A 20,397-nucleotide genomic window follows, 5' to 3' on the forward strand; every position below is an offset into this window, starting at 1 on the left:
GAGGCGCGGCCGGATGCGGGGCCCGCCCGGCGGCGGACCCGGCTCACTTCTCCACGATGATGAACTGAACGCGCCTGTTCTTGGCCTTGTTCGCGGGCGTGACGTTCGGCGCGACGGGGCGATCCTGTCCATAGCCCTTCGCGAGCAGCCGCGAGCCGTCCACGCCGGCCCGGATCAGCCAGGCGCGCACCGCGTTCGCCCGGGCCTCGCTGAGCGTCTGGTTGTGCTCGCGCCCGCCCGTGTTGTCGGTGTGCCCCTGGATCTCGACCTTGCGGATGTTCGGATTCCGCTGGAGCACGTCCGCGATCTCCTCCATCAGCGCGTTCGAGTCGCCGAGGATCTTCGCCGAGTCGGTCTCGAAGTGGATCTGCCGCGAGATCTTGATCTCATTGCCCAGCACCTTCACGAGCGAGATCTTCGGCCGCTTGTTCACCGTGAGGGCGGCGCGCGTGTCCTCGCTCGTCCGGACGTCGGCCTGGTTGACGTGGTTCATGTAGCCCTGCGCCTCGACCTTGAGCGTCACCGCGCCGGCCGGCAGGTCGGGGAAACGGAAGGCGCCGCTGCCGTCGGCCGTCGCCGTCTGCTCCCGGCCCGCAGCGTCGACCAGCCGGATCGTCGCGCCAGCGACCGCGTCCCCGCTCTCCGCGTCCTTCACCGTCCCGACGATGTTGCCCGTCTTGGGCAGCGCTTCGAGGGAGCAATCGACGTCCACGAACGTCGGCCCCTGCGGCTGCGTCGGGCTCGGCGCAGCGCCAGGCCCTCCCGGCTGCGGGCCGAAGGGACCCGGCTGTCCGGGCTGCGGGCCGAAGGGCCCAGGCTGCGGGCCGAAGGGCCCAGGCTGCGGGCCGAAGGGCCCTGGCTGCCAGGGCTGCGGGCCGAAGGGCCCAGGCTGCCCAGGCTGCGGACCGAAGGCGCCGGGCTGCCCGGGCTGCGGGCCGAAGGGCTCAGGCTGTCCAGGCTGCGGACCGAAGGCGCCGGGCTGCCCGGGCTGCGGACCGAAGGCGCCGGGCTGCCCGGGCTGCGGGCCGAAAGGCCCAGGCTGCGGTCCGAACGCCCCGGGTTGCCCTGGCGCTGCCCCGCCAGGGAGGATCGTCGCCTGGCAGGTGCCGGGCTTGTACCCGTTCGCCCGGATGTTGAAGGTGTACGTCCCCGGATCGAGGTGCCGTGTGAGGAAGCGGCCGTCCGGCCCTGTCGCGTACGGCGGCTGAGCCGCGCCCTCGATCGTCACGATGGCGTCCGCCACCGCCGCGTCGGGCTTGTTCTGCTCGTGCACGAAGCCGCGCGCGAAGGTCTGCGGCGCCGGCACGAGCTGCGGCGGCTCCTTGATGAGCTGCGGCGCGGGGGCCGGCGGCGGCTCCTTCTGCTTCGTATCGTACGCATAGCCAATCCCGAGATAGAGCGTCCACGGCGCCTGAGGCGCGACCTCCTCGATGAACACGGAGGTCGCCGACAGGCCGAGGTCGAACGCCGCGTGTCCGGAGAGCCCGCGGAAAGCCTTCTCGAACGGCGTCACCCGCACGCCGAGCGACAGCCGCGACGGCGCCGCGGCATAACCCGGTCCGCCCTGGTTCTGCGGGTCAGGAGACGCGAAGTCGTCGAGCCCGAGGCAGACGTCGCCGCGCGACACGGTCTTCGTGTGGCACTCGTAACCCTGCCGGTTCACCGGGATATCGAGGGTGTACTCCAGGTAAGGCTGCACCTTCGGCAGCGGCACCTCGACGCCGAGGTGGGTCTGGAAGAAGTCGACGCGGTTGATGCCGAGCCCGAACCGCTCGATCCGCGAGATCGGCTGCCGCTCGCGACCGTCCGTGAACGCCTTCGCGCGCGCCTTCTCGACCTCCTCCACGAGGACGCCGGAGTTGTCGAGCTTGTAGCCGAGGTTCACGTTCACCCGCAGCGGGAACCCCTTGCCCTGCGGCTTGCGCAGATCGAGCGACGCGAGCCCACGGAAGACCGCGCTCGTGCCGCCGCCGGCGAGGCCGACGTCGCCGGTCCCGTTGAGCAGGAGGAGCTGCGCCTCGCCGCCGAAGGAGAACGGCTTGCCGATCTTCGTGGGGGTGAACGCCTTCACGCCGAACGTCGTGTCGCCGAGCACCTGCAGCAGCCGCGGACGACCCTGATCGTTCGCGTTCGCGAACGTGCGGATCGACGCGTACCCCTCGAGGAAGGGCAGGGGGGTCGCGTTCAGCGCGAAGAACGCTCCCACGTGGCTCGCCGAGTCCTCCTTCGCGTCAGGACCGCACGTGATCGGGTGACCGGCGAGCGTCGACTCCGCCGGATCGCAGAGGAAGCCGCTCGTGGAGAACCAGTCGAGCAGGAACGACACCCGGAAGGTGCCCGGCGCGCCCGAGCCCGCGTACGACGTCCTGAGGAGGCCGGTCGAGCCCCACAGGTTCGGCTGAGCGGTGAGGGAGAGCGCCCGCTCCTCCTCGTCCCACGCGGTGGATCTCGGCGCCGTCGCGCTGGCCTGGAGGCCCTGATCACCGACCGACGCCTGCGCGCCGAAAGAGAAGCTCGCGTCCGGCGGCGGTTGGCCCGGCTGCGGCCCGAACTGCGGCGGAGCGTCGCCCGGATAACCCGGCTGCGGCCCGAAGGGGCCGGGCTGACCGGGCTGCGGCCCGAAGGGGCCAGGTTGCGCGGGAGGTTGCTCGGGCCCGAACGCGCCGGGCGGCTGCGCGGGCTGGCCTGGAATCGGCTGAGGTCCGAAGGGCGGCTGCGCGGGCTGGCCTGGAATCGGCTGAGGTCCGAAGGGCGGCTGCGGCTGCTGCGCCTCGGCAGCGGCCGCGAGCGTGAGCGAGCCGACGAGCGGCAGCGCCGTGAGCGCAGCGCGCCGGGGCCTGTCGGCAAACACCTTCCGAAGCGTATGCATCGAGCCTCACCCGCGGGGTCGAACAAGGAAACGCCCGCCAATCGGGACGGTGGAGACCTCGCGCGCGGCCCGTTGTATCACTCCGGGCGGCGCGTGAAACAGCGGTTTTCGCTGGCAGCAGCTCCGCGACAGGCGCGCCGCACGGCTCGATGAGTACGGCACACAGCGCGGCGGTGCCGCGCCCTTCGGCCTTCTCTGCGCGAGGCGCGGCGCCGCGCTGCCGCGCCGGCGCCTCGGTCGCAAACGTGCTCGACCGGAGCGCCCCGCGGTCCCCGCCGCCGCTCGGCCGGGGCCGAGCGGCCGTCCAATTCCGCGGACGCACATGCTAGAAAAGCCATCACCATGGCATCCCGCGGGCGCATCCTGATCGTCGATGACGAGGCCAACGCGCGCGCGGCGCTCTCGGAGATCCTCCGCGAGGAGGGGTACACGACCGAGACCGCGGCCGACGGCTTCAAGGCGCTCGGCAAGCTCGAGGAGTTCGCGCCCGACGTGGTCTTGACCGATCTGAAGATGCCTGGGCTCGACGGCATCCGGATGATGGAGAAGGCGCAGCTCGCGCTGCCGGACGCGACCTTCGTCGTGATGACGGCGTTCGGTACCATCTCGAGCGCGGTCGAGGCGGTGAAGAAGGGCGCGTACAACTACCTGACGAAGCCGCTCGATTTCTCGGTGCTCGCTGTCGTGGTCGAGCGCGCGGTGGAGCGGGCGCGGCTCCTCCAGGAGAACTCGCGGCTGCGCGAGCGGCTGCGCGAGCGCAACGCGTTCGGGCACGTGATCGCGAGCCACCCGAGCATGGCGAAGGTCCTCCGGCTGGTCGAGCAGGTGGCGCCGAGCCGCGCGAGCGTGCTGATCGTGGGCGAGACGGGCACGGGCAAGGAGCTCATCGCCGAGATGATCCACCGCGCCAGCCCGCGGGCGAAGGCGCCGCTCGTCCGGCTGAACTGCGCCGCGCTGAGCGAGTCGCTCCTCGAGAGCGAGCTGTTCGGCCACGAGCGCGGCGCCTTCACCGGCGCCATCGGCCGCCGCGAGGGCCGCTTCGAGCAGGCGAGCGGCGGCACCCTGTTCCTGGACGAGGTGAGCGAGATCCCGCTGGCCACGCAGGTGAAGCTCCTGCGCTTCCTGCAGGAGCGGACGTTCGAGCGGGTGGGCGGCAACGAGACGCTCAAGGTCGACGTGCGGATCCTCGCCGCGTCGAACCGCGATCTGCGCCAGCGCATCGCCGAGGGGGTGTTCCGCGAGGACCTGTATTACCGGCTCAACGTCGTCACCCTGGAGATCCCGCCGCTCCGCGAGCGCCGGAGCGACATCCCCGAGCTCGCGACGTTCTTCCTCGGCCGCTATGCGCAGGAGAACGGCAAGCGCATCGAGGGCTTCACCGACGAGGCGCTGTCGGCGCTGACGTCCTACTCGTTCCCCGGCAACGTGCGCGAGCTGGAGAACGCGATCGAGCGGGCCGCGGTGCTCTGCGACGGCGCGCGCATCGAGCTCCGGCACCTGCCGGCGCAGATGTCGTCCGAGCCGGCCGAGTCCGTCGACGCGATGCCGCGCGTCCCCGGGAGCACCATCTACGACCTGGAGCGCTACGCGATCCTGCGCACGCTCGAGGCGTGCAAGGGCTCGACCTCGAAGGCGGCGACGATCCTCGGGATCAGCCCGCGCAAGATCCAGTACAAGCTGCACGAGTACAGCGCGGCCAACGCGCGCGGCAGGGCGCGGCCGGCAGACGGCGCGCCGGGCGAGAGCCCCGAGGGGGAGGAGGGCGCATGAGCAACGCAGCCGAGCGCATCGTCGAGCCGCGCGACCGGGGCGCCGCGCCGGCCAGCTCCGTCGAGGAAGGGGCGCCGGAGGGCGAGCTGCTGATCGACGTCCGCGGCCTCCTGAAGACGTTCCGGGTGGGTTTCTTGCGACGGAGGGCGGTCGAGGCGGTCAAGGGGGTGAGCTTCGGCGTACGGCGCGGCGAGATCTTCGGCTTTCTCGGGCCGAACGGGGCCGGCAAGACGACGACGATCAAGATGCTGACGGGCCTCATCGCCCCGACCGGCGGCGAGGCGTACCTGTTCGGCGCGCGCGTGCCGTCGCCCGATGCGCGCCGGAAGATCGGCTTTCTGCCGGAGAACCCGTACGTCTACCCCTACCTCACCCCGCGCGAGTTCGTGGAGCTCTGCGGCCGCCTCTCCGGGATGCGCGGCGCGGCGCTGCGCAGGCGGGCGATGGAGGTGCTCGATCAGGTGAAGATCGCGTACGCGGCCGATCGGCAGGTGCGCCGGCTGTCGAAGGGGATGCTGCAGCGCACGGGGCTGGCGGCCGCGCTGGTCGCCGATCCGGAGATGCTGATCCTGGACGAGCCGATGAGCGGCCTCGATCCGGTGGGCCGCAAGGAGGTGCGCGATCTGATCTTCGCCGAGCGCGACCAGGGCCGGACGATCTTCTTCTCGACGCACATCCTGAGCGACGTCGAGGCGATGTGCGATCGCGTGGCGATCCTGCGCGAGGGCCAGGTGGTGGTGAGCGGCGCGATCCGCCAGCTGCTGCGGGGCGACGTGCTGCGCACCGAGGTCACGCTGGCGGGCGCGAGCGAAGGCCTCCTGGCCGATCTCGTCGCGAAGGGCTTCGCGACCACGCGCCGGGGCGACGTCGTGGTGGTCGACGTGGAGGGCGAGGCGCGCGTGCGCGACGTGCTGCGGGCGTCGCTCGCGGCGGGCGCGCAGGTCGTCGAGGTGGCGCCGCGCCGCGAGACGCTAGAGGACCTCTTCATGCGCCGCGCGCTGTAGCCAGCGCCGGGGGTGTCCCTAGGACAGCGGTAGGCCCCCGCAGAGGACACCCTCTCCGGGGGCCGGGCAGCCCTGGCTACGCCGATGCCCCAGCGACGTCCTGCTTGGCCGCCTCGATGATCTCGAGCGCGTACGCCCCGATGGTCGACGCGTCCTCGCCCTCGACCATGACGCGGAGCTTCGGCTCCGTCCCGCTCCAGCGCACGAGGATGCGCCCCTTGTCGCCGAGCGTCTTCTCGATGCGATCCACGGTGACCCGCGTCCGCTGCATGCTGTCGAGCGGCAGCCGCGTCGCGAACGTCGCGTTCTCCAGGACCTGCGGCACCCGCTGCATCGCCTTCGAGGCGAGCTCGCTCAGCGGCTTGTCCTCCTCCATCATGATGGCGAGCACCTGCAGCGCCGCCACGATGCCGTCGCCCGTCGTCGCGTGGTCCAGGAAGATGAGGTGCCCCGACTGCTCGCCGCCGAACGAGTAGCCGCCGTTCCGCATCGCCTCGACGACGTAACGATCCCCGACCGCCGTGCGGACGACGTGCCCGCTCTGGGCCTTGAGCGCCCGCTCGAGCCCGAGGTTCGACATCACCGTCGTCACGATCGTGTTCCGCGGCAGCTTGCCGGTGCGCAGCATCCGGAGCGCGCAGAGCGCCATGATCGCGTCGCCGTCCACGACCTCGCCGCGCTCGTCGACCATGATCACCCGGTCCGCGTCGCCGTCGAGCGCGATGCCGATGGCCGCGCCGCGCTTGAGCACCTCGGCCTTCACGTGCTCCGGGTGCAGGGCGCCGGTCTCGCGGTTGATGTTGCGGCCGTTCGGCTTCACGCCGAGCGCCGTCACGTTCGCGCCGAGCTCGGTGAACACCGAGGGGGCCACGCGGTACGCCGCCCCGTGCGCCGCGTCGACGACGATCTTCACGCCGTCCAGCGAGAGCGCCGTGGGGAACGTGTTCTTGCAGAACACGACGTACCGCCCGCGCGCGTCGTCGAGCTTCACCGCGCTGCCGATCGCCGCCCCGACCACCCGCGCCTCGTCGAGCTCGTGGCTCTCCATCAGCCGCTCGATCTCCTCCTCCGCGGTGTCGGGCAGCTTGTAGCCGTCGGGCCCGAAGATCTTGATGCCGTTGTCCTGATACGGGTTATGGCTCGCGCTGATCACGACCCCGGCGTCGGCCCGCATGCTCTGCGTGAGCTGAGCGACCGCCGGCGTGGGGATCGGCCCGCTCAGCATCACGCGCCCGCCCATGGCGCACACGCCGGACGCGATCGCGGTCTCGAGCATGTAGCCGGACAGGCGCGTGTCCTTCCCGATCACCACCCGCACCTGCCGCGACTTCCCGTGGCTCGCGACGAACGCGATCGCGCGCCCGAGCCGCAGCGCCATCTCGGGCGTCATCGGCGGCTGGTTCGCCACGCCGCGCACCCCGTCGGTGCCGAAGAGCTTGCGGCCTGCGGCCTGCTTCTGCGGTTCGCCCGTCGCCGACGGAGCGCCCTCCCTAGGATCCTTCTTGGTGTGCTTCGGCACGGTCCCTCTCTGTGGTGTGGGGCTGAGGAGACCACCCTTAGCAACCTTTGCCAAGACGGCCTACGGCCAATCGCCGCCGCGGCGACATTGGCGCGGTCTACATCGCGCCGCTTTGTGGCGTGGCCGCTATCGTGCTGCGTCTGCGCCGTTTTGCAGCGCGGTAGCTACCGCGCCGTGGTTACAGCGCGGTCGCTGTCGCGCCGCTTTTGCAGCGCGGTAGCTACCGCGCCGCTTTTGCAGCGCGGCAGCTACCGCGCCGTGGTTACAGCGCTGTCGCTACCGCGCCGCTGCCGGCGGCGCCTCGTTGTTGCGCCGAGCCGCCTCGTTGCTCAGGCGCAGCAAGACCGATCCCTGCGCCGGCGTGCGCAGGTCTCGGCCCTTCGTCGTGCCCTCGCCGCCGCCTGGCGGCGGAAGGAGCGCGTTGATGAGGCCCATCAGCCTCACCGTCGCCTGCGGCGCGATGCCGTGCGCCCAGCTCAGCAGGTGCGACGACAGCCCGAGCTTCACCTCCGCGCGCCCCTCGCGCGCCGCCGCCACCACCCGCCGCGCCGCGCGCCGCGCGTCGATCGTCGCGATCGGGAGCGACGAGGCCAGGCCGAACCAGCCGAACTCGTGCTGCGGGCTGCCGCCGAACGCGGCGTTGTAGATCGACCCCGTGCGCATCGGACCCGGGATCACCGTCGTGACGCGCGGGCCCTTCGCGCCGCCGTGCGTGAGCTCCACCTGCATGCTCTCCGAGAAGCCCATCATCGCGAACTTCGACGCGTTGTACCCGAGCAGGTGCGGCACGGCGACGCGTCCGCCGATGGACACCACGTTCACGATGCGCGCCGCGCGCCCATGCCGCCTCAGGTGCGGCAGCGCGCGCAGCGTCGCGTGGACCGCGCTCCAGAAGTTCGAGCGCATCGCCTCGTCGAGCTCCTCCACCCGGAGGTCCTGCATGGGCGCGACCTGGATCACGCCGGCGTTGTTGACGAGCACGTCGATCCGGCCGAACGCCCTCGCCACGCCGTCGATGAACGCCTCGGCCGCGGCGCGGTCGCCGAGATCGCACGCCGCCGCGTGCACCTCGACGCCGAGCGCCTGCAGCCGCTGCTCCGCCCGGTAGAGCGCCTCCGCGTCGCGGCCGGCGATCGCCACCCGGGCGCCGTGCCGGCCGAACTCCTCGGCCAGCAGCAGCCCCAGGCCGCGAGAGCCGCCCGTGATGACCACGACCCGGCCGCGCAGATCGAGCTTTCGCAGGGCGCGGAACGCCGTCCGCGCGAGCGCGGCCGCCACGAGAGCCGCCGCAGAGATGAGCACCGGAGAACGCCGCTTCCTGAACGCCATGCCGCGGAGGACGGCATCGCCCGTGCCACCCGCCGCGCGCGGGCGGGCAGCGACGCGTCTGCACATCGCGCCGCTCGCGCCCGCTTCAGAGCGTGACGACCGGATCCGCCACGATGCCGAGCAGCGCCGAGCGCACCTCGCCGACCAGGTAGATCGAGCCGGCCACGACCACGAGCCCGCCCGGCGCGGCGGCCTCGATCGCGCGCGCCACCGCGGCGCGCGGATCGCCGATCGCCTCGCCCGGCGCGACCTCGCGCAGCGCGTCGAGCGGGGCGGCCGCGCGGCCCTTCGGCGTCACGTAGAACCGCCGGAGCGCGTGCGGCGCGAGCACCTGTAGCATTTCGCCCCACCCTTTGTCGGCCATCGCCCCGAACACGAGCGTGGTGAGCGCCGCCCCAGGACCCTCCTCGTCGAGCCACGCCGCGAGCGCCTGCGCGCCGTGCGGGTTGTGCGCACAGTCGAGCAGGACATGGGCGCCGCCCGCGTCGATCCGCTCCAGGCGACCGGGCCAGCGGGCCGCGGCGAGCCCGCCCGCGAGCGCCCGCTCGACCTCGGGCCACCGCCCGGCGAGCTGCCACGCGACGCCGCACGCCACGCCCGCGTTCTCGGCCTGGTGCGCGCCGCGGAGGCCGAGCTCCACCTCGATCTCGCGGCGCCCCGGCACGGCGACGCGCGCCGCGCCCGCCCCGCGCCCGCCGCGCCCCACCGCGATCTCGCCCGCGCGCCCGCCGCGCCCCGCCGGCGCGACGCGGAGGCGAGGCCCGGCGCCGATCGCCTGCGCCGCCGCCTCGATCGCGGCGTCGGCCTCCGGATCGAGCGGGCCGAGCACCGCGGGCGCGCCCGGCTTGAGGATCCCCGCCTTCTCCCGGGCGATGTCCGCCAGCGTCGGGCCGAGCACGGCCTGGTGGTCGAGCGCGATCGACGTGATCGCCGTGCAGAGCGGCGCCGAGATCACGTTCGTCGCGTCGAGCCGCCCGCCGAGGCCCACCTCGAGGATCGCGAGGTCGACGTCCGCCTCGCGGAAGGCCACGAACGCGGCGACCGTCAGCGCCTCGAAGAACGTGAGCGGCGAGGGGACACGCTCGAGCGCGGCGGCGAGCGCGCGCTCGAGCGCCGCGTCGCCGATCATCTCTCCCCCGACGCGGATGCGCTCGGCGAAGCGGGACAGGTGCGGCGACGTGTAGAGGCCGGTCCGGAGCCCGGCCTCGCGCGCGATCGACTCGACCATGGCGCACACGCTGCCCTTGCCGTTTGTGCCGGCGACGTGCACCGCCGGGAGGCCTTCGTGGGGATCGCCGAGCGCGGAGAGCGCCTCGCGGACCCGGCCGAGCCCGAGCTCCATCCCCCGCGGCGCCCGCTGCCCGAGCGCCTCGAGCAGCGCCGGCAGCCGCGGCGCCGCCAAGGTCATCGCCGCGCCCGGCGGCTGGCCGTGAGGTGCTGGAGCAGCGTCCCGATGTACGCCTTCATCTCGGGGCGCGGGACGATGGCGTCGACCATCCCGTGGTCGAGCAGGAACTCGGACCGCTGGAAGCCCGCCGGCAGCGTCTGCCGGATCGTGTTCTCGATGACCCGCGGGCCGGCGAAGCCGATGAGCGCCTTGGGCTCGGCGATGTTCGCGTCGCCCAGGAAGGCGAAGCTCGCCGCGACGCCGCCCGTCGTCGGGTGGAGCAGCACCGACAGGAACGGCAGCCGCGCCTTGCGGTACCGCTCGAGCGCCGCCACGCTCTTCGCCATCTGCATCAGCGAGAGGATGCCCTCCTGCATCCGCGCGCCGCCCGACGCCTGGAGGAGCACCACGGGGAGCTCCTCGCGCGTCGCGCGCTCGAACAGGCGGGTGATCTTCTCGCCGACGACCGAGCCCATGCTCCCGCCCATGAAGGCGAAGACGAACGCGCCGTAGGCGATGTCGCGGCCGCCCAGCCTGCCGCGGCCGATCTCGATCGCCTCCTTCGCGCGGCCCTTCTTGTGGAGCGCCGCGACGCGGTCCCGGTAGCTCTTGCCGTCGCTGAACCGGAGCGGGTCGTTCGGGACGAGGTGCTCGTCCCACGCGGCGAGCTCGCCGTCGTCGAGCAGGAGCCTCCGCCACCCGTCGGCGTCGAGCTTGTGGTGGTGGCCGCACTGCGAGCACACCTCGAAGGTGCGCGCGAGCTCGGCGGCGTCGTGCGTGTGCGAGCACCCGTCGCAGCGACGGAACACGCCCGCTCCCAGCGAGCGCTTCTCGCTCGCGTCGGTCGTCGGCAGGGTCTTTTCAGGCCAGGTCATCGGCGAGCCCTCAGGCGCTCCGCAGGTCCATCTCGTTCACGTCGGAGGGGACCCGGAGCGTTGGTTGTGTCTTCTCCTGCACCTCTCGGGCGCTCACGCCGGGCGCGAGCTCGCGCAGCACGAGCCCCTCGGGCGTCACATCGAGCACGGCGAGATCGGTGATGATCCGGTGGACGACGCCCCGCCCGGTGAGGGGCAGCGCGCACTCGCTCAGGATCTTCGGCGCGCCGTTCTTCGCCGCGTGATCCATGATCACGACGACGCGCTTCGCGCTCACCACGAGATCCATCGCCCCGCCCATCCCCTTCACCATCTTGCCGGGGATCATCCAGTTGGCGAGATCGCCCTTCTCGGAGACCTCCATGGCCCCGAGGATCGCGAGGTCGATGTGGCCGCCCCGGATCTGCGCGAACGACTCGGCGCTCGAGAAGATCGCGGAGCCGGCGAGCATCGTCACGGTCTCCTTGCCGGCGTTGATGAGATCCGGGTCCTCCGCGCCCTCGATCGGGTAGGGGCCGATGCCGAGCAGCCCGTTCTCGCTCTGGAGCACCACCTCGATCCCCGCGGGGATGTAGTTGGCGACGAGCGTCGGCATCCCGATGCCGAGGTTGACGTAGTAGCCGTCCTTGAGCTCCAGCGCGGCGCGCTGCGCGATCTGTTCCCGCGTGAGTCCCATCGTGTCCCCTGTCCCCGCGCCTAGGCGGCCGACGCCTTGCGCACCGTCCGCCGCTCGATCCGCTTCTCGAAGCGCTCGCCCTGGAAGATCCGGTGCACGAAGATCCCGGGCGTGTGGATGTGGTCCGGGTCGAGCGAGCCGACGTCGACGAGCTCCTCCACCTCGGCGATCGTCACCTTCGCGGCCATCGCCATCATCGGGTTGAAGTTCATGGCGGTGTGGCGGTAGACGAGGTTGCCGAACCGGTCGCCCTTCCAGGCCTTCACGAGCGCGTAGTCGCCGCGGATGGCGGGCTCGAGCACGTAGTCGCGGCCGTCGAACTGGCGCACTTCCTTCTTCTCGGAGTACCTCTTCACCGCGCCGTCCGGGCCATAGAGCACGGGCAGCCCGCCCTCGCTGATGGCCGTGCCCGCCCCGGTCGGCGTGTAGAACGCGGGGATCCCGGCGCCTCCGGCGCGGATGCGCTCGGCCAGCGTGCCCTGCGGCGTGAGCTCGACCTCGAGCTCGCCGCTCAGGTACTGGCGCTCGAACTCCTTGTTCTCGCCGACGTACGACGAGATCATCTTCCGGATCTGCCGGTTCTGAAGGAGGATCCCGAGGCCGAAGGCGTCGACTCCGCAGTTGTTGGACACGACCACGAGATCCTTCGTGCCGAGCTGCCGGAGCGCCGCGATGCAGTTCTCCGGGATGCCGCAGAGGCCGAAGCCGCCCGCGAGGATCGTGGCGCCGCCAGGGATGTCCCTCACGGCGTCCAGCGCGCTCTTGTAGACCTTGTCCATGGCCGACCGAGAGGTAGCCCAACTGGCCGCGAGGCAAAAGCCTCCGCTGCCGCCGCGAGATGCCGTGACGCCGGCGCCGCAGCGCGGCACAGGGACCGGGCGGCGCCGGCCGCGGCGCGGCGTCACGAGGTGATCCGCGCTCCTCGGCCGCGCTTCCGGCGGGCGACAGGAACCTCGCGTGTGTCCGGGGTGCATGAGGCGCCCGTCGCGTCCGCCAGCGCTCGTTCACCACACTCGCCAGCGCACATTCGGCGCGCGCTCGGCGCAGGTCTCGGGAGCGGCCCTCGGAGGGCGCGGCCAGACGGCGCCGGCTTCTTGGCCCGGCCCACCGAAACCCCGTAACGCACCGGTGTGCCTCGACCGCTCTCCGTGCTGTTCACGATCCTGGCGCTCTCCCTGTCCGGCTCCCGTGCGGCCGTCGCGGCGCCGGACGCGCCGGCGCGCTCGCACGCGCGCCCCACCGCGGAAGCAAAGCCGCGGGACGCCGCCGCTGCCGCCAGGGCGGGCGGGGCGACGAAGCGCGCGCCGCGCGCGCGGCTCGCGAAGGACGACAGCAAGGTCCACCGCCACCGCGCCGGCGACGCGGGCCCGCGATCGCTCGGGCCGGCCAGGGAGAAGGCCGCGCCCAAGGCGCCCGCTTCGTCGGTGGGCCATCCCAACGAAGGGCGCCTCGAGGGCGGCGTGCGGCTCGACACCTCGCGCAAGGACATCCGCGTCGTGCCCGCCTACGCCGGCGCCGACGTCCGCTGGGGGCTACCGGCGCTCGTCGGCATGGTCGAGCGCGCGGCGCGCGGCGTGGCCAAGCGCTTCCCGGGCGCGGTGCTCGACGTCGGCGACCTGTCGCGCCAGCGCGGCGGCGACGTCCACCGCCACAACTCCCACGAGAGCGGCCGCGACGTCGACCTCGGCCTCTACGCGCTCGACGCGCGCGGCAAGCAGGTCCACGCGCCGATCTTCCTCCGGTTCAACGCCCGGCTCGCCTCGACCAACGTGCCGGGGGCGCGCTTCGACCTGCCGCGCAACTGGCTGCTCGTCCAGCACCTGCTCACCGATCCTCGCGCCCACGTGAGCCACATCTTCATCGCCGATCCGCTCCGGTCCGCGCTGATCGCGCACGCCAAGCGGATCGGCGTCTCCCGCGCGCTGGTCGTCCGCGCGCAGCTCGCGATGATGCAGCCCACGGGCGCCGAGGCGCACGACGACCACATGCACGTGCGCATCTCCTGCCCCGCGGCCATGCGCGGCAGCTGCGTCGAGCTCGCGAAGAACGCCCCCTCCCGCGCCCGCGCGCCCATGGCGAGGAAGACGGACAGGGCGCTGCGGACACCGCCGCCGTCCGCGCGCGCGGAGGCCGCGCGCCCGTCGAAGGCCGCCGCGGCGCCCGCGCCGGAGCGGCCCCGCGAGCCCGGCGCCGGCCGGCGCGACCCAGCGCAGCCCTCGCGCCGCGACGACAAGCGACCTGAACGGGAAGCGCGCCGCGCCGCCCCGCACGCCGCTGCCGACGCCGAGGCGCTGCCGCTCGCTGCCACGCGCGCGGCGGCGCAGCAGCCGATGGGCGGCCTCGATCTGACGTTCCTGCATCCCGCTGCGTCCGAGGCGGAGATCGAGGCCGATTCGGACGGCGCCGACGCGAGCGGCGCGCTCGACGACAGCGGCGTGCTCAAGATCACGGACTGAGAGCCGCCGCGCTGCCGTCCGCGGCGTCGCTCGTCGCCAGCGATCACGATCGCCGCGCGCTGCTCGCGGCGCTCACGTTCGTCGGCAGGCCCCCGCGCAGCCCGGCGGCGCTCGCGATCTGGTTCGAGAAGCCCCGCGCGAGGAGGACCTGCTCAGCGACATCGTCCTCAGCCTCTTCGCCGCGGACATCCTCAACTTCCGCGAGTTCCACGACGCCTATCTCTGCGTCTGCAAGACCTGCTTTCGCATCGACTTCGACCCGAGCCAGGCCGGTCGCACCGGCTGCCCCGAGCACGAGCCGACCGTCACGGTCAACGTGATGCGCCGCAGCCGGCCGTCGCTCTGACGCGTCGCCCTCAGGCTCAGAGGCAGCCGAGGCGGCACTTGGACGCCTGCTCCAGACAATCCGACAGGCAGCCCTGGTAACGCTGGTATTGCGTGCTCTGCGTGGGCTCTTTACCGCACTGCGTCGCCCTGCACGCCTTGTGTCGCCGCTCGCACGCTCCGATGCACCCGGCATTGCCGCCGGCGGGCGCAAGGCCGGTCGCGGCCGCCGCACGGGGCCCCGGCCCTGGAGAAGCCGGCAGCGCGCCCGGCGCCTGTGCGGCAGGCGGATCGCTCCGCTGCGCCGGCGTCGTCCGGTGCCCCGCCGAGGCGGGCGACGGCCCGCAGCGCTCGAAGGCGCGGCGCATCACGTCCTCCGCCGAGCCAGGCGGGATCTCGCACGCCCGCGCCAGGCTCTCGATCCTGCCGTCGATCGCGGCGGCAGCGCGTGACGCGACCCCGTCCGGCCGCGCCGCCGGCGGCGGGGCGCCCTTCTGCGCGGCGCTCGCGGACGCGGCGCTCCCGCGCGCCGCGTCGTCGCCCGGCACGCTCGACGCCCTGCCGATGAGGAAAGCCACGATGAGGCTCACCGCCACGAGCCCCAGGGCGGCGAGCGCGAGCCGCGGGTCGATGCGGCGCGGCCCGCGCGCCCGCGCGCCGGCGCGCGGGGAGCCGGCCGGGAGCTGCGCCGGCCCCGCGGCGCCGGGCGGCCGCGCGTTCGCGGGCTGCGGCCCTGTGACGTTCGGTGTCCGCGGGGTAGGCGCGATCGCCGGCGGCGTCAGCGTCGCGACCTCCAGGGGAGGTGATGGGGCCACCATCGGCGAGAGGTTCGGCAGCGGCGCCGGCCTGGGGATGTCGGTGTGCGCCGGTTCGCTCGACGCGGCGGACGGCACCGTCGGCGTGTCGGGCCACTCCACGAGCGGCCTCGCCGCGCGGAGGCGCTCGACGAGCGGCCCGAGCTCGCGCCGCTGCTCGAAGCGCCGGACGAGCTCGTGCGCCGCTCCCTGGATCCCCCGCTCCCAGGGGATGTCCGGCGCGCCGAGCTCCTCCGCGAAGCGGCGCAGCTCGGCCAGGCTGAAGCAAGCCGTGATGCGCCCGCGGATCTCCGCGGCGCTGCGCGCCGTGCTCCCCGACGTCCCCGTGCCCTCACCGTCCACGCCCGGCAGCTTACCGCACACGCCACCGAAGCCGAACCTGGTATAGGCTCCGGACATCGTGTCCGGCGCTGCGGCACCCGGGGACGTGGAGGCCAGGAGATGAGCCGAGAGGACAGTGCAATTGGCGCGGCGCCGCCCGCCCTCGCGCCGCTGATCGGGCGCGACGCGGAGCTGTCGGCCCTGGCCCGCGCGCTCGACGCGGTGGAGCGGGAGCGCTCCACGCGGACTGTGACGCTCGTCGGCCCGCCGGGCATCGGCAAGAGCAGGCTCGTGCGCGAGTTCCTCGAGCGGCGGCGCCAGGGCTCCGCCGCGCTGCGCGTCACCTCGGGCAGCACCGGCGACATGGCGTCCGCGTACGGCGTCTTCACGCGGCTCCTGCGCGCCCGCTTCGGCCTCTCCGACGGCATGGACAAGGACGCGGCCCGCGCCGAGGTCCGCTCGCAGGTCGCCCACGTGATGGGCGACCGCAAGGTCGGCGACGTCATCTACTTCCTCGGCCAGTTCATCGGGCTCGCGTTCGGCGACAGCCCGCTCACCCGCGCGGTGCAGGACGATCCCGCGCAGGCCGACCTCATCCGCCGCGCCGTCCTGAAGGCGTTCCTCGAGGCGGACGCCGTCCACGGCCCCCTGTGCCTCATCTTCGAGGACCTCCACGCGGCCCACGACGACTCCCTCGCGCTCCTGCGCTACCTCATCGAGTACCTCACGGGCCCGGTCCTGATCGTCTGCGCCGCCCGGCCGGAGCTGCTCACCCGCCAGGACGACTGGGGCAAGGTCGGCGACCGGCGCCACGTGCTCCTCGAGCTCACGCCGCTCGGCGAGGCCGCCGCGGCGGAGATGGCGAGGGCGCTGCTCGCGCCCTGCGCGCCGCGCGGGGGCGACGATGTCGTCATCATCGACGTCGTCGACGACGTCGATGCCGTCGACGCCGTCGACGCCGTCGACGTTAGGCGCGCCGAGCCGCAGTCCCAGCCGGGCGTGCCGTCGGAGCTCGTCGAGGCGGCCTGCTCCTTCGCGAACGGCAACCCGGCGCTGCTCGAGCAGATGGTCCGCATCTGCCACGAGCAGGGCGTGATCGAGGAGCTCTCGCCCGACTCCGCGGGCGGGCCGCGCTGGCGCGTGCACCTCGGCAAGCTGTCGACGGCGCGCCTGCCGATGACGGTCGAGGACGCCGTGAACGTCCGCCTCGCCGCGCTCGATCACGACGGCCGGCAGCTGCTCGAGCAGGCCGCGACGATCGGCCCGGTGTTCTGGAGCGGCGCGCTGTTCGTCCTCGGCAGGGCCGGCAGCCAGGCCCCCGACCTGTGGGGGGAGGAGCAGAGCGACAAGGATCTCGACCGGATCAACGCCGCGCTGCGCTCGCTGTGCGACCGCGGCTACCTGCGCAAGCAGAGCGAGTCGAGCTTCGCGGGCTCGGACGAGTACGTGTTCGTGCACGCCAAGGAGCGCGAGGCGCTCCAGAAGCGGATGAGCGCCGCGGCCCAGCGGCGGTACCACCACGCGATCGCCGAGTGGCTGGAGCAGCAGGTGGCGGTGCGCGCGAGCGAGGAGCTCCTCGCCGAGCTCGCGACGCACCGCGAGCGCATCGGCGACGCGGTGCGGGCGGGGCTCTCGCTGCTCGACGCCGGGGACGTGGCGCGCGGGCGCTACTCGAACGCGAAGGCGGCGGAGTACTACGCGCGCGGGCTCTCGCTGCTCGGCGACGCGCACGTCGCGCGGCGCATCGACGCGCTCCACGACTACGGCGACGTCCTCCAGCTCGCCGGGCGCATCGACGACGCGCTCGCCGCGTTCCGCGAGATGCTGACGCTCGCCTACCGGCTCGACAACCGGCGCAAGGGCGGGGCCGCGCACAACCGCATCGGGCGGCTCTACCGCGACAGCGGCTCGCTCGACGAGGCCGGCAAGCACCTCACGACCGCGCTCCGCCTCTTCGAGGGCGCGCGGGACGAGCGGGGGATCGCCTCGACGATCGACGACATCGGCAAGCTGCACTGGCTCCGGGGCGAGTACCAGGAGGCGCTGAAATGGCTGCGCGACGCGCTCGCCCGCCGCGAGCGGATGGGGGATCGCCGCTCGATCGCGCTGTCGCTGAACAACCTCGGCCTCGCCCTGCAGGACTCGGGCGAGTTCAAGCAGGCGCTCAACACCTTCGAGCGGTCGCTCGCGATCCGGCGCGAGATCTCGGACCTGCTCGGCGTCGTGATGAGCCTGAACAACCTCGGCATGATCGCGCAGGACCAGCGCGATCACCGCCACGCCCTCGAGCTCTTCGAGGAGGCGCTGGAGGTGGCGCGGCAGGTCGGCGATCGCAACCGGACGGCGCTGATCCTGACGAACATCGGCGGGACGCTCTACCGGAGCGGCGATCCCGACGAGGCGGTGCGCGTGCTGCAGCAGGCCGAGGAGCTCTGCGACGAGCTCGGCGACCGGCTCGGCCTGGCCGAGGCGCGGCGCGCCCTCGGGAAGGCCTACATGCTCCGCGGCGATCTGGAGAAGGCGCGCGACTCGATCGGCCGTGCGGTGGACCTGTTCGCCTCGGTCCGGAGCAAGGTGCACCTCGGCATCGCGCTCCGGACGCTCGGCGAGATCACGGCGGCGGGCGGCTGGGGCAGCGCGCACACGAAGAGCGCGCGCGCCTATTTTGCGCGCTCGGTGAGCATCTTCGAGGAGACGGGGAACGAGCTCGAGCTCGCGCGCACGTTCCAGGCCTACGCGCGGTTCCTGACGACCGATCGCAGCTTCGTGGCGAACATGGCGGCGCGGCGCGAGGCGGTGGCGATGAACGAGAAGGCCGAGGCGATCTTCGCGCGGCTGAAGGTCACGTCGGTGCGCCTGGAGGACGAGCCCACGCTCCCGACGGGCCCGCCGGGCCAGTCGGTCCCCACGAAGTCGTCGGTCAGCGCGAGCCCTGGCCGCTCGCCGGCCCCCGAAGAGCCGTCGTTCCCGAACCCGGGCAGGGCCTCGACCTCCAGCTGAGTCCGGGCGGCCCGGGCGGGCCGGCGTGCTCTGGCGCGAGGGGGCGCCCGTGATACGCATGCCGGGTGAGGGCCCCGCACGAGAAGCGCGTCTCCGAGTCGGTCACGACGATGACCGAGTACGTCCTGCCGACGCACACGAACGCGCTCGGCTCGATCTTCGGCGGGCAGGTGCTCGCGTGGATCGACCTGTGCGCCGCCATCTGCGCGCAGCGGCACACCGGCAGCGCGGTCGTCACCGCAGGCATCGACGACCTCTCGTTCGATCACGGGATCAAGGTCGGTCAGGTCGTCCGTCTGGCCGCGCGGGTGACGGCGACCTTCCGCACGTCGCTCGAGATCCTGGTGTCGGTCGAGGGGGAGGACGCGATGACGGGCGCCATCTGGCCCATGGTCACGGCCTTCGTGACGTTCGTGGCCGTCGACGCGTCGCTCAGGCCGACCTCGGTGCCGCCGATCCTCCTCGAGACGGACGACGATCGCCGCCTCGCCGAGGCCGCGGCGGAGCGGCGCGCGCGGCGGCTCTCGCGGCGCGGGGGCGGCCGCGGCGCGTGATCGTGATCGCCGCGCGCTACTTCTTCTTGAGCCGGTCGGGATCCCCGAGGAACTCGAAGTGCATCGTGTCCTCGAGGTCGTCGTGGCCGAGCCAGTCGAAGCCGTAGCGCTCGAACGCCTTGATCCAGCAGCGGGACAGGGCCGTGCGCTCGTAGGCAGAGCGCTTCTTCTCCTGGCACAGCGGGCTCGAGGGCCACGGGTCGACGCAGCCGCAGCACGGGTTCCGGTCGGGATCGATGTCGATGGCGATGCCGAAGAGGTGATTCGAGATCTCGGCGCCGCGGTAGCTGTTCGCCGTGCGGAACCCGCCGACCGCGCGCGGCGTGTAGCGGCGGGACTTGCGGGTGCACGTCGAGCGGATCCGCTTCTCGACGCAGTGGAGCGCGGGCGCGATCTTCTCGTGGATGGAGAGCGGGAGGCCCATGAACCGCACGGTCGTCGCCTGGGAGTGGGCGCTCTCGGAGTTGTGGCGCCGCGTCTCCTCTGTCTCGACGTGGCCGTAGTGCTCGGCGAGGTAGCGGACCGCCTTGGCGTGCTTCTTCGGGTTGAGCATCCCCTTCTGGACGAAGGTGCGCCGCTTCAGGAACTTCTGCGGGCTCTGGACGCGGCACTCGTAGCTCTTCGCCTTCTTTCCCCGGGCCGGCTCCTTGGCCTCCGCGACGGGCCCGCCGCCGAGCCCCGAGGGGCCGGCCGCGAGCAGGGCGACCGCTGCTGCCACGAGCAGGTGCACCCGTGTCCGTCCGTTCGCGTTCACGGCCGGAGGTTAAGCAGGCCGCGTCAGGCGCGGCAAGGACTTGCCGTAATAGCCTGTCAGGAGAAGCACCGTCAGGGGCACGAGCACATTCTTGAGGCGGACGGCGCGCCGCGTCGCTCGCGATCGCGCGGTCGGTGTCAGCTCATGGGGTGAGCTGCGGCGAGCTCATGGAGAGGTCCACGGCGAGCAGATCTCCACGAGCACGCCGTTCAGGTCGCGCACGTAGGAGACGCGCTGGCCCCACGGCTTGTCGTGGGGTTCCGACACGGGGGCTGCGCCGGCCTTCACGGCGCGCGCGAACGCCGCGTCGACGTCCTCGCTGGTGACGATGATCTCGAGCCCGGCGGGGCGCTCGCCTGGCCTGTTCTTCGCCAGCTCCGGGAGGCCCTTCTGGGCGAAGTCCTCCTGAACGAACCCGAGCGGCACCCTGCCCTTCAGCTCGCAGTATTCGTTGCCGCTGGAGACGAAGCTGCGCTCGAAGCCGAACGCGCGCTCATAGAACGCCGCGGCTTCCACCGCGTCGGGCACATAGACGATCACGCCACCCAGTCCTGTGTTCATGAGGTCCTCCTCGGGGGTCCTGCCCCACGCGCCGGCATCCTAGGGCGGCGCTGCTGACAGCGTCCGGTCAGCAGCCGCGATCGATGGACGGCGCGAGCGGGGCGCGGAGCCCTCGCGCATGAGCCCCCCTCACCGCGCTTCGATCGATGGCAGAGCACGACGCCTGGTCGAACCAGCCGAGGC

Annotated in this window: 16 protein-coding genes; 5 read left to right on the forward strand and 11 right to left on the reverse strand. The window is 72.9% G+C overall.

Annotated features, from left to right (window positions below):
• Positions 1–43 precede the first annotated feature (43 nt).
• Positions 44–2,869, reverse strand: coding sequence for a carboxypeptidase regulatory-like domain-containing protein (locus tag ACSRUE_RS19430; RefSeq protein ID WP_441292281.1), 2,826 nt, complete (start codon positions 2,867–2,869; stop codon positions 44–46).
• Between the two features lie 342 nt (positions 2,870–3,211).
• Between ACSRUE_RS19430 and ACSRUE_RS19435 the strand changes: the two genes are divergently transcribed.
• Together ACSRUE_RS19435 and ACSRUE_RS19440 are read left to right on the forward strand one after the other, a co-directional pair.
• Positions 3,212–4,639: a sigma-54-dependent transcriptional regulator gene (locus ACSRUE_RS19435; RefSeq protein ID WP_441292282.1), complete on the forward strand. Its 1,428-nt coding sequence runs from the start codon at positions 3,212–3,214 to the stop codon at positions 4,637–4,639.
• A complete protein-coding gene (locus ACSRUE_RS19440) occupies positions 4,636–5,643 on the forward strand; it encodes an ABC transporter ATP-binding protein (protein WP_441292283.1) in 1,008 nt (335 codons plus the stop codon). Before ACSRUE_RS19435 ends, ACSRUE_RS19440 begins: the two co-directional genes overlap by 4 nt.
• Before the next feature lie 76 nt (positions 5,644–5,719).
• Here the strand turns inward: ACSRUE_RS19440 and glmM are convergent, their stop codons facing one another.
• The 6 genes from glmM to ACSRUE_RS19470 form a co-directional block, all read right to left on the reverse strand.
• Entirely contained in the window at positions 5,720–7,033 is a 1,314-nt protein-coding gene (glmM, locus tag ACSRUE_RS19445; RefSeq protein WP_044969465.1) for a phosphoglucosamine mutase, read from the reverse strand.
• A 405-nt stretch (positions 7,034–7,438) separates the two neighbouring features.
• The gene (locus ACSRUE_RS19450) at positions 7,439–8,464 is read right to left on the reverse strand and encodes an SDR family NAD(P)-dependent oxidoreductase (RefSeq protein WP_441292284.1); all 1,026 of its coding nucleotides are present in this window, start codon (positions 8,462–8,464) and stop codon (positions 7,439–7,441) included.
• A 112-nt stretch (positions 8,465–8,576) separates the two neighbouring features.
• Positions 8,577–9,899 (reverse strand): bifunctional folylpolyglutamate synthase/dihydrofolate synthase, encoded by a 1,323-nt coding sequence (locus ACSRUE_RS19455; RefSeq protein WP_441292285.1) that lies wholly within the window; start codon positions 9,897–9,899, stop codon positions 8,577–8,579.
• Positions 9,896–10,753, reverse strand: coding sequence for an acetyl-CoA carboxylase, carboxyltransferase subunit beta (accD, locus tag ACSRUE_RS19460; RefSeq protein WP_437293688.1), 858 nt, complete (start codon positions 10,751–10,753; stop codon positions 9,896–9,898). Before accD ends, ACSRUE_RS19455 begins: the two co-directional genes overlap by 4 nt.
• A gap of 10 nt (positions 10,754–10,763) precedes the next feature.
• Complete coding sequence (locus ACSRUE_RS19465) at positions 10,764–11,429, reverse strand: CoA transferase subunit B (RefSeq protein WP_437765691.1); 666 nt, start codon at positions 11,427–11,429, stop codon at positions 10,764–10,766.
• Between the two features lie 20 nt (positions 11,430–11,449).
• Positions 11,450–12,208: a CoA transferase subunit A gene (locus tag ACSRUE_RS19470; RefSeq protein ID WP_441292286.1), complete on the reverse strand. Its 759-nt coding sequence runs from the start codon at positions 12,206–12,208 to the stop codon at positions 11,450–11,452.
• A gap of 351 nt (positions 12,209–12,559) precedes the next feature.
• On the opposite strand from ACSRUE_RS19470, the gene ACSRUE_RS19475 reads away from it, so the two are divergent.
• Entirely contained in the window at positions 12,560–13,885 is a 1,326-nt protein-coding gene (locus tag ACSRUE_RS19475) for a penicillin-insensitive murein endopeptidase (protein WP_441292287.1), read from the forward strand.
• A 43-nt stretch (positions 13,886–13,928) separates the two neighbouring features.
• Here the strand turns inward: ACSRUE_RS19475 and ACSRUE_RS19480 are convergent, their stop codons facing one another.
• Both ACSRUE_RS19480 and ACSRUE_RS19485 read right to left on the reverse strand, forming a co-directional pair.
• Positions 13,929–14,180, reverse strand: a complete 252-nt coding sequence (locus tag ACSRUE_RS19480; protein ID WP_441292288.1) for a hypothetical protein — start codon at positions 14,178–14,180, stop codon at positions 13,929–13,931.
• A gap of 67 nt (positions 14,181–14,247) precedes the next feature.
• Positions 14,248–15,423 (reverse strand): hypothetical protein, encoded by a 1,176-nt coding sequence (locus ACSRUE_RS19485; protein ID WP_441292289.1) that lies wholly within the window; start codon positions 15,421–15,423, stop codon positions 14,248–14,250.
• A gap of 42 nt (positions 15,424–15,465) precedes the next feature.
• On the opposite strand from ACSRUE_RS19485, the gene ACSRUE_RS19490 reads away from it, so the two are divergent.
• Both ACSRUE_RS19490 and ACSRUE_RS19495 read left to right on the forward strand, forming a co-directional pair.
• The gene (locus tag ACSRUE_RS19490; protein WP_441292290.1) at positions 15,466–18,345 is read left to right on the forward strand and encodes an ATP-binding protein; all 2,880 of its coding nucleotides are present in this window, start codon (positions 15,466–15,468) and stop codon (positions 18,343–18,345) included.
• Between the two features lie 65 nt (positions 18,346–18,410).
• Positions 18,411–18,899 (forward strand): acyl-CoA thioesterase, encoded by a 489-nt coding sequence (locus tag ACSRUE_RS19495; RefSeq protein ID WP_441292291.1) that lies wholly within the window; start codon positions 18,411–18,413, stop codon positions 18,897–18,899.
• Positions 18,900–18,915: 16 nt separating this feature from the next.
• On the opposite strand, the gene ACSRUE_RS19500 is transcribed toward ACSRUE_RS19495, so the two are convergent.
• On the reverse strand, positions 18,916–19,653 hold the full coding sequence (locus tag ACSRUE_RS19500) for a M15 family metallopeptidase (protein ID WP_441292292.1): 738 nt from the start codon (positions 19,651–19,653) through the stop codon (positions 18,916–18,918).
• A 165-nt stretch (positions 19,654–19,818) separates the two neighbouring features.
• Positions 19,819–20,214, reverse strand: coding sequence for a VOC family protein (locus tag ACSRUE_RS19505; protein ID WP_441292293.1), 396 nt, complete (start codon positions 20,212–20,214; stop codon positions 19,819–19,821).
• Positions 20,215–20,397 lie beyond the last annotated feature (183 nt).

The organism is Sorangium sp. KYC3313, from assembly GCF_052075895.1.
Lineage (GTDB): Bacteria > Myxococcota_A > Polyangia > Polyangiales > Polyangiaceae > Sorangium > Sorangium cellulosum_B.